The sequence below is a fragment of the Pseudomonas sp. TH37 genome (genome assembly GCF_016650735.1).
GTDB classification, from domain to species: Bacteria; Pseudomonadota; Gammaproteobacteria; order Pseudomonadales; family Pseudomonadaceae; genus Aquipseudomonas; species Aquipseudomonas farris.
In genome coordinates this window covers 111,451-126,281 of record NZ_JAEKFD010000007.1, presented here as the reverse complement: position 1 = coordinate 126,281, position 14,831 = coordinate 111,451, and the positions used below count along the sequence as shown (strand labels likewise).

The 14,831-nt window shown below is 58.8% G+C and carries 12 protein-coding genes, 1 pseudogene and 1 riboswitch; of the genes and pseudogenes, 7 read left to right on the top strand and 6 right to left on the bottom strand.

What is annotated here, in order from left to right; genetic code table 11:
• Nucleotides 1–23: 23 nt before the first annotated feature.
• On the bottom strand, nucleotides 24–857 hold the full coding sequence (locus JFU11_RS18775) for an EamA family transporter (protein ID WP_201061761.1): 834 nt from the start codon (nucleotides 855–857) through the stop codon (nucleotides 24–26).
• Nucleotides 858–1,019: 162 nt separating this feature from the next.
• On the opposite strand from JFU11_RS18775, the pseudogene JFU11_RS18770 reads away from it, so the two are divergent.
• Nucleotides 1,020–1,151, top strand: a pseudogene (locus JFU11_RS18770) (MFS transporter); the annotation flags it as partial.
• A 115-nt stretch (nucleotides 1,152–1,266) separates the two neighbouring features.
• On the opposite strand, the gene JFU11_RS18765 reads toward JFU11_RS18770, so the two are convergent.
• Both JFU11_RS18765 and JFU11_RS18760 read right to left on the bottom strand, forming a co-directional pair.
• Nucleotides 1,267–2,151: a formate/nitrite transporter family protein gene (locus JFU11_RS18765; protein ID WP_123719657.1), complete on the bottom strand. Its 885-nt coding sequence runs from the start codon at nucleotides 2,149–2,151 to the stop codon at nucleotides 1,267–1,269.
• Nucleotides 2,152–2,376: 225 nt separating this feature from the next.
• Complete coding sequence (locus JFU11_RS18760) at nucleotides 2,377–2,781, bottom strand: hotdog domain-containing protein (protein ID WP_038981033.1); 405 nt, start codon at nucleotides 2,779–2,781, stop codon at nucleotides 2,377–2,379.
• Between the two features lie 198 nt (nucleotides 2,782–2,979).
• Nucleotides 2,980–3,078: riboswitch (S-adenosyl-L-homocysteine riboswitch) on the top strand.
• A 23-nt stretch (nucleotides 3,079–3,101) separates the two neighbouring features.
• On the opposite strand from JFU11_RS18760, the gene ahcY reads away from it, so the two are divergent.
• The 4 genes from ahcY to JFU11_RS18740 all read left to right on the top strand — a co-directional run bounded on the left by ahcY (nucleotide 3,102) and on the right by JFU11_RS18740 (nucleotide 8,567).
• The gene (ahcY, locus tag JFU11_RS18755; RefSeq protein ID WP_007898042.1) at nucleotides 3,102–4,511 is read left to right on the top strand and encodes an adenosylhomocysteinase; all 1,410 of its coding nucleotides are present in this window, start codon (nucleotides 3,102–3,104) and stop codon (nucleotides 4,509–4,511) included.
• 128 nt (nucleotides 4,512–4,639) lie between these two features.
• A complete protein-coding gene (gene metF, locus JFU11_RS18750) occupies nucleotides 4,640–5,485 on the top strand; it encodes a methylenetetrahydrofolate reductase [NAD(P)H] (protein ID WP_123719658.1) in 846 nt (281 codons plus the stop codon).
• 178 nt (nucleotides 5,486–5,663) lie between these two features.
• Nucleotides 5,664–6,479, top strand: a complete 816-nt coding sequence (locus JFU11_RS18745; protein ID WP_123719659.1) for a transporter substrate-binding domain-containing protein — start codon at nucleotides 5,664–5,666, stop codon at nucleotides 6,477–6,479.
• Between the two features lie 222 nt (nucleotides 6,480–6,701).
• A complete protein-coding gene (locus JFU11_RS18740) occupies nucleotides 6,702–8,567 on the top strand; it encodes a DEAD/DEAH box helicase (RefSeq protein ID WP_201061760.1) in 1,866 nt (621 codons plus the stop codon).
• Nucleotides 8,568–8,816: 249 nt separating this feature from the next.
• Here JFU11_RS18740 and JFU11_RS18735 read toward each other — a convergent pair whose 3' ends face one another.
• The gene (locus JFU11_RS18735; protein WP_123719661.1) at nucleotides 8,817–9,410 is read right to left on the bottom strand and encodes a YceI family protein; all 594 of its coding nucleotides are present in this window, start codon (nucleotides 9,408–9,410) and stop codon (nucleotides 8,817–8,819) included.
• A gap of 32 nt (nucleotides 9,411–9,442) precedes the next feature.
• Nucleotides 9,443–9,994, bottom strand: coding sequence for a cytochrome b (locus tag JFU11_RS18730; protein WP_008007496.1), 552 nt, complete (start codon nucleotides 9,992–9,994; stop codon nucleotides 9,443–9,445).
• A gap of 284 nt (nucleotides 9,995–10,278) precedes the next feature.
• Between JFU11_RS18730 and JFU11_RS18725 the strand changes: the two genes are divergently transcribed.
• Nucleotides 10,279–11,208 (top strand): YncE family protein, encoded by a 930-nt coding sequence (locus tag JFU11_RS18725; RefSeq protein ID WP_123719662.1) that lies wholly within the window; start codon nucleotides 10,279–10,281, stop codon nucleotides 11,206–11,208.
• A gap of 85 nt (nucleotides 11,209–11,293) precedes the next feature.
• Here JFU11_RS18725 and JFU11_RS18720 read toward each other — a convergent pair whose 3' ends face one another.
• The gene (locus tag JFU11_RS18720; protein ID WP_123719663.1) at nucleotides 11,294–13,069 is read right to left on the bottom strand and encodes an FAD-dependent oxidoreductase; all 1,776 of its coding nucleotides are present in this window, start codon (nucleotides 13,067–13,069) and stop codon (nucleotides 11,294–11,296) included.
• A 222-nt stretch (nucleotides 13,070–13,291) separates the two neighbouring features.
• Here JFU11_RS18720 and JFU11_RS18715 point away from each other — a divergent pair, with 222 nt between their 5' ends.
• The gene (locus JFU11_RS18715; RefSeq protein WP_123719664.1) at nucleotides 13,292–14,698 is read left to right on the top strand and encodes an adenosylmethionine--8-amino-7-oxononanoate transaminase; all 1,407 of its coding nucleotides are present in this window, start codon (nucleotides 13,292–13,294) and stop codon (nucleotides 14,696–14,698) included.
• Nucleotides 14,699–14,831 lie beyond the last annotated feature (133 nt).

Sequence of the window (14,831 nt, the reverse complement as noted above, 5' to 3'; positions counted from 1 at the left end):
AAATAGAATTCCATCAGGGGCGACTAAAACTTCATCGCCAATATGCCGATCAGCACCAGCCCACAGGCTAAGAGCCGAGGCCTGCCGAAAGGTTCTTTCAGGTAGCGCATGCCGAACAGCACCACCAGAATCACACTGATTTCGCGCAACGCCGCCGCTTCGGCAATAGAACCGAGCTGCATGGCCCACAGCACCAGAGCGTAACTGAACAGCACGCAAAACCCGACCGCCAAGCCCAACCGCCACTGCTCGCGCCAGAACAGCATGAACGCCGGGCGCTTGCGCACCAGCGCCAGCAATGGGAACGGCCAGGCGCTGAGCAAGGTGACCCACACCAGGTAATCCAGCGGGTGCGACCAGCGCCGCAAGGCCTGGCCATCGATAAAGGTGTAGCACCCGATGCACAACCCGATCAGCGCCACCACCGGCAGCATCGACCACGGCAGTCGCACCCCGCCACCGCCCTGCCAGAGCAGGCACAACATGCCGAACGGGATCAGCAAAATGCCGAAGATCTGTTGAGCCGTCAGCACTTCCCCGGCGAAGATCAGCGTCAGTGCCAGCACCACCAGTGGCGACAGGCCACGCATTAAGGGATAGACCAGACCGAGATCGCCGACCCGATAGGCCTGGATCAACAGATAGCGGTAGAGCAGCTCGAATGCCGCCGATGCGAGAATCCACGGCCACATCTCCAGTGGCGGCTGCGACACGAAGGGCAGCATCAGGGCGACAAACAGCAGCGCCACGCTGTCCATGCAGGCCACCACCAACAGCCTCTCCGCGCTGAATTTGATCAGGGTATTCCACGCCGCGTGCAACAGCGCCGCCACCAACACCAGAACCGTCGCAAGCACGGCACACTCCTTATTTTGCCCCCACCCTCCCTCGTAGGAGCTGCCGAAGGCTGCGATCTTTTGATTCTGGCAGCCAACGCCGCACCAAAGATCAAAAGATCGCAGCCTGCGGCAGCTCCTACAAGGGTGGAGGCAGAGAATTGATTCGCCATATGTCCGTTTGTAGCCAGTGGCGCGGACCTGGCGGACTTGCCGTGGACCGGCGCACTGGTCAGCGGGTTGACGGTACTGACGGCGCTGTTTTTCATCTACCTGCAGCGTCGCAGTGCTGTCACGGTCAATGTGTCCGGCTGACTGACTGCATTGTTGCGCAAACCGCTATCGCGAGCAGGCTCGCTCCCACTTGGACAGCGTATTTCCCGGTGGGAGCGAGCCTGCTCGCGATGAAGCTTACGCGGTGCACCCCACTTCACTCATCTTTAGGCTTGCGTGGATCCGGCGTTTGATCCGTGCTCTTCTTCGGCGGCCCGCTTTCACTGCGAATCTGCGCATGACTGATCAGCGCGAAGATAAAACTGCCACCGATGATGTTCCCCACCAGCGTGGGACCTGCGAACACCAGCCAGAAATCCTTCCACGGCAACTCGCCGGCAAACACCAGATACGAGACCTCGACCGATCCAACTACGATGTGGGTGAAATCTCCCAGCGCCATGAAATAGGTGATGAGGATGATGATCCACATCTTGGCGCTTTCCATGGACGGGATCATCCAGACCATGGTGGCGATCATCCAGCCGGAGATGATGCCCTTGGCGAACATCTTGCTGGCGTCGTTCTCCATGACCTTGCGCCCGATGTCGAGGAAGGCCAGATCGGTCTTGGTGTCGAAAATCGGCAGGTGCAGCATCACGTACGCCACCAGCAAGGTGCCGCAGAGGTTGCCCACCAGCACTACCGACCACAGCCGCAACAGCCGACCGAAATTACCCAGCGTAGGCTTGCTCATGATCGGCAGCACGGCAGTCAGGGTGTTCTCGGTAAATAGCTGCTGACGGGCGAGAATCACCGCGAGAAAACCCGCGCAGTAACCGAAACTGGCGATCACCTTAAAGCCTTCGCCGTCCGGCAGACGCGAATTGAGCAGCCCCATGCCCATCAGCGACAAGCCCATGGTCAAGCCCGCAGCCAGGGCTGACCACCACAGCGCCGCAACGCTACGCTCGAGTTCCTTATCACCTTGGGTACGAATGATTTCGTGCAGCACCGCCGCGCGCGGTGGCTGGTTCTTGTCGACCTCGCGCTGTTCTTGCGCCGAGAGATCCGGGGTCTTGCCTTCTTTGGGCGTGTCCATAAAGCTCCTGAACCGGTGGCGGGTCGTTTAATTACGACACGCGGGGTTCGGGGCTGTTCACTGCCCGGCGAAACGAAGCAAACCCTGTGGCGAGGGAGCTTGCTCCCGTCGGGGCGCGAAGCGGCCCTAAAACCTGCCATCGGGTTCTTTCAGACAAACTTCACTGTCGACTTACGACTGCTTCGCAGCCGAGCGGGAGCAAGCTCCCTCGCCACAGAGCGGCAATCACTCGCCGATGTCATCATCCTTGAACTGGTCTTTGACGTACCTGATCTCGGTCCGGCCATGCGGCGCGGGCAGGCCGTCTTCGCCCAGGTTCACGAAGACCATCTTTTCCACCGTCAGGATGCTCTTGCGGGTGATCTTGTTGCGCACTTCGCAAGTCAGCGTGATCGAGGTGCGACCGAATTCGGTGGCGGTGATGCCCAGTTCGATGATGTCGCCCTGGCGCGAAGCACTGACAAAGTTGATTTCGGAAATGTACTTGGTGACCACACGCTGATTGCCCAGCTGGACGATGGCGTAGATCGCCGCTTCTTCGTCGATCCAGCGCAACAGGCTGCCGCCGAACAGCGTGCCGTTGGGGTTGAGGTCTTCGGGTTTTACCCATTTGCGGGTGTGGAAATTCATGTTCACTCCTGACCGTCTTGCCGATTGATGCTGGCCATCATGGCAGAGCCCGGACTAGAGCTCTATCAAGCATCGACTATGGCCTCGATTACCGTTCGGACATTGACCAACAGAAAGGCTTTGGAAGATCAGCATAGCCCGCTATAATCGCCCCCGTTTCAAAACGGTAATGTTCACTTGCTACCGTTTTCCCGCCACCTGTCCGAGGGGCGCTGCAGCAGGTTCGACCTGTCAGGCTCGGATGGGGCGTTGACTGGCCACGGCCAGACACTAAACGCACAACGGCGCCCATTCGCATACATTACGAATGGAGGCTCATCATGAGCGCTGTTATCACGCCTGTAGATTTTAACGATTACAAAGTCGCCGACATGTCCCTGGCTGCCTGGGGCCGTCGCGAAACCATCATCGCTGAATCCGAAATGCCAGCCCTGATGGGTCTGCGCCGCAAATATTCCGCCGAGCAGCCGCTCAAAGGCGCGAAGATCCTCGGCTGCATCCACATGACCATTCAGACTGCCGTGCTGATCGAAACCCTGGTTGCCCTGGGTGCCGAAGTGCGTTGGTCGTCCTGCAACATTTTCTCGACTCAGGACCAGGCCGCTGCCGCTATCGCTGCTGCCGGTATCCCGGTATTCGCCTGGAAAGGCGAAACTGAAGAAGAGTACGAGTGGTGCCTGGAGCAAACCATCCTGAAAGATGGCGCGCCTTGGGATGCCAACATGATCCTCGACGACGGCGGCGACCTGACCGAGCTGCTGCACAAGAAATACCCGGCGATCCTGGACCGCGTCCACGGCGTCACCGAAGAAACCACCACCGGCGTTCACCGTTTGCTGGACATGCTGGCCAAGGGCGAGCTGAAAATCCCGGCCATCAACGTCAACGACTCGGTGACCAAGAGCAAGAACGACAACAAGTACGGCTGCCGTCACAGCCTGAACGACGCGATCAAGCGCGGTACCGACCACCTGCTGTCCGGCAAGCAAGCGCTGGTCATCGGTTACGGTGACGTGGGCAAGGGCTCGGCCCAGTCCCTGCGTCAGGAAGGCATGATCGTTAAAGTCTCCGAAGTCGACCCGATCTGCGCCATGCAAGCTTGCATGGACGGTTTCGAACTGGTTTCGCCGTTCATCGACGGTATCAACAACGGTACCGAAGCGAGCATCGACAAAGCACTGCTGGGCAAGATCGACCTGATCGTGACCACCACCGGCAACGTCAATGTTTGCGACGCAAACATGCTCAAAGCCCTGAAGAAGCGCGCTGTTGTCTGCAACATCGGTCACTTCGACAACGAAATCGACACCGCTTTCATGCGCAAGAACTGGGCATGGGAAGAAGTGAAGCCACAGGTTCACAAGGTTCACCGCACCGGCCCGGGCGCTTTCGACGCTCAGAACGACGACTACCTGATCCTGCTGGCCGAAGGCCGTCTGGTTAACCTGGGCAACGCCACTGGCCACCCAAGCCGCATCATGGACGGTTCGTTCGCCAACCAGGTTCTGGCACAGATCTTCCTGTTCGGCCAGAAGTACGCCGACCTGTCGCCAGCCCAGAAAGCCGAGCGCCTGACCGTTGAAGTACTGCCGAAGAAACTCGACGAAGAAGTGGCCCTGGAAATGGTCCGCGGTTTCGGTGGCGTGGTCACTCAACTGACCAAGCAACAGGCTGACTACATCGGCGTGACCGTCGAAGGCCCGTTCAAGCCGCACGCTTACCGCTACTGATTGGCGCTGACTGACCGCTCTCTGTAGGAGCTGGCGAAGCCTGCGATCTTTTGATCTTAAAAGATCGCAGCCTGCGGCAGTCCTACGGGGGGCCAGCGTCCGGCTTACGTGTTTCCAAGGATATGACCATGTCCCAAGACCGTCGCTACAGCTTCGAGTTCTTCCCTACGAAGACCGATGCTGGGCATGAAAAACTGATCGCCACTGCCCGTCATCTGGCGACCTTCAACCCTGATTTTTTCTCCTGCACCTACGGCGCTGGTGGTTCGACCCGTGATCGCACCCTCAACACCGTGCTGCAGCTTGAAAGCGAAGTCAAAGTCCCTGCCGCACCGCATTTGTCTTGCGTGGGCGACAGCAAGGACGACCTGCGCGGCCTGCTGAGCCAGTACAAGGCAGCCGGCATCAAGCGTATCGTTGCGCTTCGCGGTGACCTGCCCTCGGGCATGGGCATGGCCAGCGGCGAGATGCGTCACGCCAATGACCTGGTTGAATTCATTCGTGAAGAAACCGGCGATCATTTCCACATCGAAGTCGCCGCCTACCCGGAGATGCATCCGCAAGCGCGCAACTTTGAAGACGATCTCAACAACTTCGTGCGCAAGGCTAACGCCGGCGCCAACAGTGCGATCACCCAGTACTTCTTCAACGCCGACAGCTACTTCTATTTCGTCGAGCGTGTACGGGCGAAGGGTGTGAACATCCCGATCGTGCCGGGGATCATGCCGATCACCAACTACAGCAAGCTCGCACGTTTTTCCGACGCTTGCGGTGCGGAAATCCCTCGCTGGATCCGCAAGCAACTGGAAGCCTACGGCGACGACACCCAAAGCATTCAAGGCTTTGGTGAGCAAGTCATCACCGAGATGTGCGAACGCCTGCTGCAGGGTGGCGCTCCAGGGCTGCATTTCTACACGCTGAACCAGGCTGAGCCGAGTCTGGCGGTGTGGAATAACCTGAAGTTGCCGCGTTAATCGTCGTTAAAGCAAGATCAAAAGATCGCAGCCTTCGGCAGCTCCTACAGAGGTACGTATTCCCCTGTAGGAGCTGCCGAAGGCTGCGATCTTTTGCTTTCCGGCGCCCCTTTATTGTGCAGTCATATTCTGGATCCGGTTTCTGGCTCTTTATGATTTCTCGTCGTAATCTCAAGCCATGCCCCTGATCGCTCAGTTACTGACCGTGCTTCTGTTCACTTGCCTGAGCTTCACCGCTCGGGGCGAGAAGTTGCGTATTGTCACCGAACCCTGGGCACCTTACGTGTACGAGGAAAACGGCAAGTCTCTGGGGCTCGACTACGAAACCACCGCCATTGTCTTCAAACGCCTCGGGATCGACGTGGAATGGCAGTTCCTGCCATGGAAACGCTGCCTGTCGATGCTAGAGCAAGGCCAGGCGGATGGCGTGCTGGATATTTTCCATAGTGATGAACGCGACGCGACCCTGCTCTACCCCAGCGAACCGCTCTCGCAAGTCGAATTCGTAATGTTCTATGCCAACGAGCGACCGTATCCGTTTCGCACGCTGGACGATCTGAAAGGCCTGACCATCGGCACCTCGCCGGGCTACCTGTACAGCAAGGACTTCAGCGAATCGACGCTATTCACCCAAGAGCCGGCACCCACCCATGAAGCCAACTTCGGCAAACTGGTGCGCGGTCGCATCGACCTGCTGATCACTGATCGCCGGGTTGGCCAGCATTTGCTCGATCAACTGAATATCCGCGACAAGATCACCGAGAACCCGACCGTCATCAGCCAGCAAAGCCAGTTTCTGGCGGTACGCCGCAATGCCGGGATGGATTTGTTGGTGCAGCGTTTCGGTGCCGAGCTCAAACGCTTCAAGCGCGAGCCGGCCTACGCTGAACTGAGCGCCCGCTATGGCGCCGGCCCGGCCCACGAAGCACGGGCCACCAGCGCCACCGCAACCGGCGGAAAAACCGTTGAGCAGCAGGAAAGCGGCGCGCAGTGATTGCTCTGTTATACTCCGGCCTTCCCGCCAGGCTCACGCCCGGACGCTCGGACTTGTTCAAGGCATCTCGATCCCGCTACAGCGCAGCTTTTCAGCCCGCGCGAGCGCTCCAGACGAGCCTTCGAGGCCCAGCAGGACCGGACGGGATTGCGTCCTCTTAAACGCGATTCGCGCCAGGCAAGACTCCCATTGGGCCAAGCCCTAACTAAAACAGGATTACTCATGTCCTTTGCTTCCCTCGGTCTCTCCGAGGCTTTAGTCCGCGCCATCGAGGCAGCGGGCTATACCGAGCCTACTCCGGTGCAACAGCGGGCCATTCCCGCCGTGTTGCAAGGTCGCGACCTGATGGTTGCGGCACAGACAGGTACTGGTAAAACCGGCGGCTTCGCCCTTCCGATTCTGGAACGGTTGTTTCCCAACGGTCACCCGGACAAATCCCAGCGTCACGGCCCGCGCCAACCGCGCGTACTGGTCCTGACCCCAACCCGCGAACTCGCGGCCCAGGTGCACGAAAGCTTCAAGGTCTATGCCCGTGACCTGAAGTTCGTCAGCGCCTGCATCTTCGGCGGCGTCGGCATGAACCCACAGGTTCAGGCCATGTCCCGCGGTGTCGACGTGCTGGTAGCCTGCCCAGGTCGCCTGCTCGACCTCGCCGGCCAAGGCAGCGTTGATCTGTCCCACGTGGAAATCCTCGTGCTGGACGAAGCCGACCGCATGCTCGACATGGGCTTTGTCCATGACGTGAAAAAGGTCCTCGCCCGTCTGCCGAGCAAACGCCAGAACCTGTTGTTCTCGGCGACGTTCTCCAAAGACATCACCGACCTTGCCGGCAAGCTGCTGCACAACCCGGAACGCATCGAAGTCACTCCGCCGAACACCACGGTCGAGCGGATCGAACAACGCGTATTCCGCTTGGCCGCCAGCCACAAGCGTTCGTTGCTCGCGCACCTGATCACCGCCGGCGCCTGGGAACAGGTGCTGGTGTTCACCCGCACCAAGCACGGCGCCAACCGTTTGGCCGAGTACCTGGACAAACACGGCCTCACCGCCGTCGCCATCCACGGTAACAAGAGCCAGAACGCCCGCACCAAAGCCCTGGCCGACTTCAAGGCCGGTGAAGTGCGCATCCTGGTCGCCACCGATATCGCCGCTCGCGGCCTGGACATCGACCAGTTGCCCCACGTGGTCAACTTCGAACTGCCGAACGTCGACGAAGATTACGTGCACCGTATCGGCCGTACTGGCCGTGCCGGTCGTTCGGGCGAGGCGATCTCGCTGGTTGCTCCGGACGAAGAAAAGCTGCTGAAAAGCATCGAGCGCATGACCAAGCAGAAGATTGCCGACGGCAACCTGATGGGCTTCGATTCCAGCGCCGTGGAAGCCGAGAAACCTGAAGTCCGCGAGCGTCCGGATGTGCGTAACCCGCGCAATCCACGTGGCCCGCGCGGCGACGGTCCGAACGGCAGCGGTGGTGGTGGCGGTCGTAAAGACAAAGGCAAGGACAAGGGCGGCAAGGAAAAAACTGCTGCCACTGGCCGTGGCGATCGCCCTGCCCGTGAACACAAGCCTCGCGAAGGCACCCCGGCCCGTGAGCAACAGCGCCCGGCACCTCGCGCCGCCGCTGACCGTGCTCCGGACGAGTTCCTGGACGACGATGTCGATAACTTCGGCAACCGCGTCGACTACGTGCCTCAAGCCAAACCTGCTCAGGGCCGTGGTCGCCGTCCGGGCGCTCCGGCACAAGGCGCAGGCGCCAGTGCTCCGCGCACCGGTCAGCCACAAGGTCGCCAGAACGGTCCGCGCAGCAGCAGCGGCGCAACCACTGGCACCCCACCGGCCAAGCGCAGCGGTCCACGCAACGGTGCTCCACGTGACGGCCAGGCCCGTCGCGAAGAGTCCCGCAACCGCCGCCCGGCCCGTGACGAGCAGCCTCGTTCGGAACCGGCCGTGCAGAACCCGCGCGGCCCGGCACCGAAGATCATTCACAAGGAGTCGAAAAGCGATCGCTTCCCGACACCTGAGCAACTTGATCAACTCCCAGGCCGTCCGCGCGGCGAAAAACCAGCCTTGCTGACCCGCAATCGCTGATTTATCGCTGATATGAAAAATGCCCCGGATCGCAAGATCCGGGGCATTTTTTATGCCTGAACAAAAGCCCGTAGGAGCGAGGCTGCCCGCGAAGGCGTCATCCGCCACACCGCAAAAACCGAGTCGCCCCCCCTTCGCCCGCAAGCCTGGCTCCTACAGGGTTATGTGTTGATCGGCCCGACCCCATCAGAAACAAAAAAAACGCCCCGGATCGCGAGATCAGGGGCGTTTTTGTTCAAGCAGCGAAATTCACTTCGCTTTCACACCTTCAAACGTAATGTACAGCTCGACCGCGTCGGACTGTGGGCCCAGGTCTTTCTGTTTGCCGAAATCGGAACGCTTGATGCTGGTGGTGCCTTCGAAGCCGGCACGGTAGCCGCCCCATGGATCCTTGCCTTCACCCAGGAAGGTGGCTTTAACCACGATTGGCTTGGTAACACCAGCCAGAGTCAGGTTACCGGTTACGTCGGCAGTGTCTTTGCCAGCGGCGTTTTTGCCGGTGGATTTGACGCTGGTGGAAACGAACTTGGCGTCGGCGAATTTGCCCACGTTCAGGAAGTCACCGCTGGCGATGTGCTTGTCACGTTCGGCGTGGTTAGTGAACACGCTGGCGGTGCGCACATTGAACTCGATCTTGCTGTCTTCAGGCTTGGCGGCGTCGAAGCTGAACTTGCCGTCGATGTCCTTGAAGGTACCGGTGATGTAGCTGTAACCCAAGTGGCTGATCTTGAAATCAACGAAGGCGTGCTGGCCTTCTTTGTCGACAACGTAATCGGCCGCCATCACGTTAGCCGACAGCAGAGCAGAACCGATTGCCAGAGCGGCGAGCGTCTTTTTCAACATGCTTTCTATTCCTTTGGAGTCGAGGTTGAACATCAGGCTTTGCGTCCCAACATTCGCGTCAGGGTCGCATCACGATCAATAAAGTGGTGTTTCAATGCTGCCAACGCATGGAGGCCGGAAAAAATTACCAGCGCCCAGGCCAGGTACAAATGGATCACACCAGCGGTATCTGCCTGGTCCGGTAGTCCGGAAACCAGTGCAGGAACTTCAAACAGGCCAAACACCGGGATCCCGACACCGTCTGCGGTGGAAATCAGGTAACCGGCAATCATCACAGCGAACAGCCCGAGATAGAGGAACGCATGGCCGAACACGGCGCCAAGACGCGTCATGCGGCTATAACTTTGCAGGGGCGGTGGAGGCGGGCTGATGAAGCGCCACAACACCCGCAGCAACATGACTGCGAACAACACCAGGCCAATGCTCTTGTGCAGATCCGGCGCATCTTTACGCCAGGAGCTGTAGTAGTCGAGACCGACCATCCACAGCCCCAATGCGAACAGGCCGAAGACCGCGAGCGCCACACCCCAGTGCACGAAGATGCTGACCCAACCGTAGCGGGAAGAAGAGTTACGTAGCTGCATTGCCCAAATCCTGTAAGAACTGCGCCCAAGACTATCGAGTTATCTATCGACTTAAAGCGGAAAATTTCGCTCTGAAACATCGAGAAATACGATCATGACCTTGGGGTCGAGATGTTAAGAGAGTGTTAACCAGAAGAAAAAACCTACAGACGCTGTCCTATATTCGCTTTCAAAAAGCCTTTACCACTCGTCAGAACTGTCATATCTGACAGTAGCCACCATTACAGGTCATTGATGAACCTGATCTCGGGCGATTGTCCGAGCGTCTGAACAGGAGTTCTACCATGAGTCACCATTCGAGTTCATCCCCCGCGACTACGCGAAACCTATCCAATTCGATACCCGTAGGGGCAGGACCACGAGGGATAGCCATCAACAACGACGGATCACGGGTTTTTGTTTGCAATTACATTTCAGGCAATGTGTCAGTGATCAACACCCGGAACAGAAAGGTAATCCGCACCATCGCCGTCGAGCATTATCCCCAAAACATCGTCCTTGCCCATGGAGGGAAAAGAGCTTATGTGACCAACTACGGTTCAAGTTCGGTTTCGGTTATTGATACTGAAACCTATGCGGTGGGTAACGTCACGGTGGGAAGATATCCTCGGGGAATCGTCGTGAGCCGAGACGGGAAGCATGTTTACGTCACCGTTCGACAAGATAAAGAGTGGCTGGCAATTATTGATACCCGCACTTATGCGGTACGCAGAGTGCGAGGATTACCCTCTCCCTCCATAAGTGTGGATATCAGCCAGGACGATTCGCGTCTTTATATTTCCAGCACCAACGCTCCTGATGGCCCCTATCAGGACGCACTAACGATCATCAGCAGCAAGACTTTCAAAGTCCTCGATGTCATCAAAACCGAACAGTATCCGTCAGCGGTTACCGTCAGTCCCGACGACAGAGAAGTGTATATCGTGTGTCTTGACGCTCAGAAACTGACCGTACTGGACCCTAAGTTATCAACCACCAGGCATTTCGATTTTGTGACTTGCGAAGGGAAAATAGTGTTTGGCGGAAAAAACGCTTATGCCGTTGATCAAATCAAAAAAGAGGTCGTGGAAATTAATACCGCCACGTATGAAATTGTTCGCCGGGTTCCCATCCCTGGTGCTTCCGAACCGTATGACATGGTTCTTGATCAACATAACCATGCCTATGTCAGCGACTACCAAAGCGACGAAGTACATAGTGTCGATCTAGCTTAGCGTCAAAGCAAAATCAGCAGCCGGCTTTGGCTGGCGACATAAAAAAAGCGCGGCATCACTGCCGCGCTTTTTTTGATTCCAGGACTTACTGCGTCTTGGTTTCAGTCGTCGCCGGGGTCTTCGCAGCAGTACTGACCGCTGGTTTCTTCACCGGCTCAGTCTTTTTCGCCGTCGCCTTGACCGGAGCTTTTTTGGCCTCGGTTTGGGCAGCAGGCTTTTTCACTGGCGCTTTGGCCGGTGCTTTCTTGACAGGCTCTGCTTTCACCGGTGCCGCAGGCTTCGGCGCCTCAACCGGTGCTGGCGCTGGAGTCGGCACAGGTGCTGGGGCGGGTGCCGGAGCAACCGGGGCCACTGGTGCTGGCGCCTTGGCCGGTTCCGGTTTGTCGTCAGAACCACCGAACAGGTTGGTGAAGAAGTTGCCTTTCTTCGCCGCCACTGCACCGGCCGCTGCTGCGGTCGCCGCCGGAACAACTTTCGCCGGTTCAAACGACTTGCCTGCCGCCAGGTCTTCTACCTGACTGGCTGCACGCTGACCGGTGCGCAATGCGCCTTCCAGAGTGCCTGGGTACAAGGTATCGGTGTGTTCGCCGGCAAAGGCTACACGTTGCAGCGGGCGTTCCCACAGACGCCAGTATTTGCTCATCTGGCCCGGGCCGAAGGCCAGGTAAGCGCCACCCATCGACGGGTCGGTGCTGTAGCGACGGATTTCATAACCGGTGAACGAACCGCGTGCCTGTGGATAAAAGGCGTGCAGACGAATCAGTACCTGATCGACCATCTGCTTGTCGCCGAAAGCCTGCATCACGCGCGCGTTGTCGCCGGACAGGTTGATCACCACGTTGGCGCCGCCTTTCAGGGCCGGCTCGACCCACAACATGCCCAGGCCGGTGTTGCTGTAGATCTCGCCGGACATGCGCGCCTTGCTTTCCCATACCGGCGTCTTGAACTTCAGCATGATCTGGTCACGCCAGCCGTAGTTGGTGCCTTTGATGGCGCCCAGGTGCTGGGCATCCAGCGCCGGGGTCATCTGGATCTTGTTCAGTGCACGCAACGGCACGGCCAGCACAACGTAGTCCGCCTGATAGCCAACACTTCCGACTTTGACGGTCACGCCGTCCTTGTCCTGACTAATGGCCGAAACCGGGGAGCTGGTCTTGATGGTTTTCAGTTGCTTGACGAAAGCCTGGGCCAGCACCGGGCTGCCGCCAGGCAGACGCGAAGCGCGCAGGTCACGGTCGGCAACGCCACGATAAACGCGGCTCTGCTGTGCGAAGTACAGCAGCGACAGGCGCGAAGGTTCGTCATAGCGGGTACGAATCTGCTGATTCACCAACTGACGCGCAGTGGCTGGCAGACTCAAACGATCGAGCCAGTTGGACACGTTGATCTGGTCCAGGGCGAACAGCGTGCTGTTGGCGGCCGGGTTCTGCGGGTCTTCAATCGAACGCGCCAGATCATCCAAAGTCTTTTCGTAGCGTTTCAGCGCGTCGCTGGTGGCCGGCTGTTTAGTCGCCAGATCGGCGGCGGTGAAATATACACCGTCGATCAGGTAGCTCGGGGTCCGCACGAATTCAGGGGCTGGCGTGGTGGTCAGCTTGAACGTCGAGACGTACTTGTTCAGCACCGGTTGGGTCTTGTCGTTGCCGATCCACTCACTGGTGGCCATGCCGGAGCGACCGCCCAACGTCGGTTTGGCTTCCAGCAGGGTGACCTGCCAGCCTTTGTTCTGCAGTTCGTACGCCGCGGTGAGGCCCGCAAGCCCACCGCCTATCACGATCACCGTTTTATCCTTGGCCAGCGCCGAAACGCTGAACAGCCCCAACATCACCAGCGCACAGGCGCGCAGCCAACCAGCAGACATTCAGCGAACTCCGGAAATACACGAGGAAATAGCGGTTTTACGAGTCAGACGACTCAAAGAACCGCGAAGAATACGTCAGCCATCAAAACGCCGCCAGCGACGTCTATCTCCTTATACAAAGTAGCTCAATCGACACAATGGGTTGTCCCGATGACGCGCATTGCATAGGCTTGCGCGATTGTTTGCCCGCGCACCAAGCGAGCCGCCTCGAGGAGACTGAACATGGGCCTGAATAATCAGTGGATGCAACGCGATCTCGCGGTGTTGTGGCATCCCTGCACCCAGATGAAAGACCACGAACAGCTGCCGCTGATCCCGATCAAACGCGGCGAAGGCGTCTGGCTGGAAGACTTCGAAGGCAAACGCTATCTCGACGCGGTCAGCTCCTGGTGGGTCAACGTGTTCGGCCACGCCAACCCGCGGATCAACCAGCGCATCAAGGATCAGGTCGATCAGCTGGAACACGTGATCCTCGCCGGTTTCAGCCATCAGCCGGTGATCGAACTGTCGGAGCGTCTGGTGAAGATGACGCCCGAAGGCCTGACCCGGTGCTTCTACGCCGATAACGGTTCGTCCTGCATCGAAGTCGCGCTGAAAATGAGCTTTCACTACTGGCTCAACCGCGGCCAGCCGAACAAGAAGCGCTTCGTCACCCTCACCAACGGTTACCACGGCGAGACCATGGCGGCGATGGCGGTGGGCGACGTGCCGCTGTTCACCGAAACCTACAAAGCCCTGCTGATGGACACCATCAAGGTGCCGAGCCCCGATTGCTATATGCGTCCCGAGGGCATGAGCTGGGAAGAACACTCGCGCAATATGTTCGCCGCCATGGAGCAGACGCTGGCCGACAACCACGACACCGTGGCCGCCGTGATTCTGGAGCCGCTGATTCAGGGCGCCGGAGGGATGCGCATGTATCACCCGGTGTACCTCAAGCTGCTGCGCGAAGCCTGCGACCGTTATGGCGTGCACCTGATCCACGATGAAATCGCCGTCGGCTTCGGCCGCACCGGAACGATGTTCGCCTGCGAACAGGCCGGCATCCGCCCGGACTTCCTCTGTCTGTCCAAGGCCCTGACCGGCGGCTATCTGCCGTTGGCGGCCTGCCTGACTACCGATGAGGTCTACAGCGCTTTCTACGACGACTACCCGACCCTGCGCGCCTTCCTGCATTCACATAGTTACACCGGCAATCCGCTGGCGTGCGCGGCGGCATTGGCCACGCTGGATATCTTCGAAGAAGACAACGTTATCGAGAACAATAAGGCCCTGGCCCAACGCATGGCCTCCTCCACCGCGCACCTGGCCGATCACCCGAACGTTGCCGAAGTGCGCCAGACCGGCATGGTACTGGCCATCGAGATGGTCAAGGACAAAGCCAGCAAGACTGCTTATCCGTGGCAGGAACGTCGCGGTTTGAAGGTGTTCCAGCATGCGCTGGAGCGGGGTGCTTTATTGCGGCCGTTGGGCAGCGTGGTGTATTTCCTGCCGCCGTACGTGATTACCCCGGAGCAGATCGATTTTCTGGCCGAAGTGGCCAGTGAAGGCATCGACATCGCCACCCGTGACAGCATCAGCGTGGCAGTGCCGAAGGACTTTCATCCGGGCTACCGTGATCCGGGCTGATTGACTTCACCTAAGCTTCAGCGGTGACCGGACTACCGTCATCGCGGGCAAGCCCGCTCCCACAGGATCGGCGCAAAACCTGTGGGAGCGGGCTTGCCCGCGATGGGGCCGCCAGACTTCCACACTTTTACAG

Excerpts from the sequence above, each read along its gene's own strand:
- JFU11_RS18735 (WP_123719661.1), bottom strand. The coding sequence starts at position 9,410 with ATGTTGAAAAAGACGCTCGCCGCTCTGGCAATCGGTTCTGCTCTGCTG.
- ahcY (WP_007898042.1), top strand. The coding sequence starts at position 3,102 with ATGAGCGCTGTTATCACGCCTGTAGATTTTAACGATTACAAAGTCGCC.
- JFU11_RS18715 (WP_123719664.1), top strand. The coding sequence starts at position 13,292 with ATGGGCCTGAATAATCAGTGGATGCAACGCGATCTCGCGGTGTTGTGG.
- JFU11_RS18745 (WP_123719659.1), top strand. The coding sequence starts at position 5,664 with ATGCCCCTGATCGCTCAGTTACTGACCGTGCTTCTGTTCACTTGCCTG.
- metF (WP_123719658.1), top strand. The coding sequence starts at position 4,640 with ATGTCCCAAGACCGTCGCTACAGCTTCGAGTTCTTCCCTACGAAGACC.
- JFU11_RS18730 (WP_008007496.1), bottom strand. The coding sequence starts at position 9,994 with ATGCAGCTACGTAACTCTTCTTCCCGCTACGGTTGGGTCAGCATCTTC.
- JFU11_RS18760 (WP_038981033.1), bottom strand. The coding sequence starts at position 2,781 with ATGAATTTCCACACCCGCAAATGGGTAAAACCCGAAGACCTCAACCCC.
- JFU11_RS18765 (WP_123719657.1), bottom strand. The coding sequence starts at position 2,151 with ATGGACACGCCCAAAGAAGGCAAGACCCCGGATCTCTCGGCGCAAGAA.
- JFU11_RS18740 (WP_201061760.1), top strand. The coding sequence starts at position 6,702 with ATGTCCTTTGCTTCCCTCGGTCTCTCCGAGGCTTTAGTCCGCGCCATC.
- JFU11_RS18725 (WP_123719662.1), top strand. The coding sequence starts at position 10,279 with ATGAGTCACCATTCGAGTTCATCCCCCGCGACTACGCGAAACCTATCC.
- JFU11_RS18720 (WP_123719663.1), bottom strand. The coding sequence starts at position 13,069 with ATGTCTGCTGGTTGGCTGCGCGCCTGTGCGCTGGTGATGTTGGGGCTG.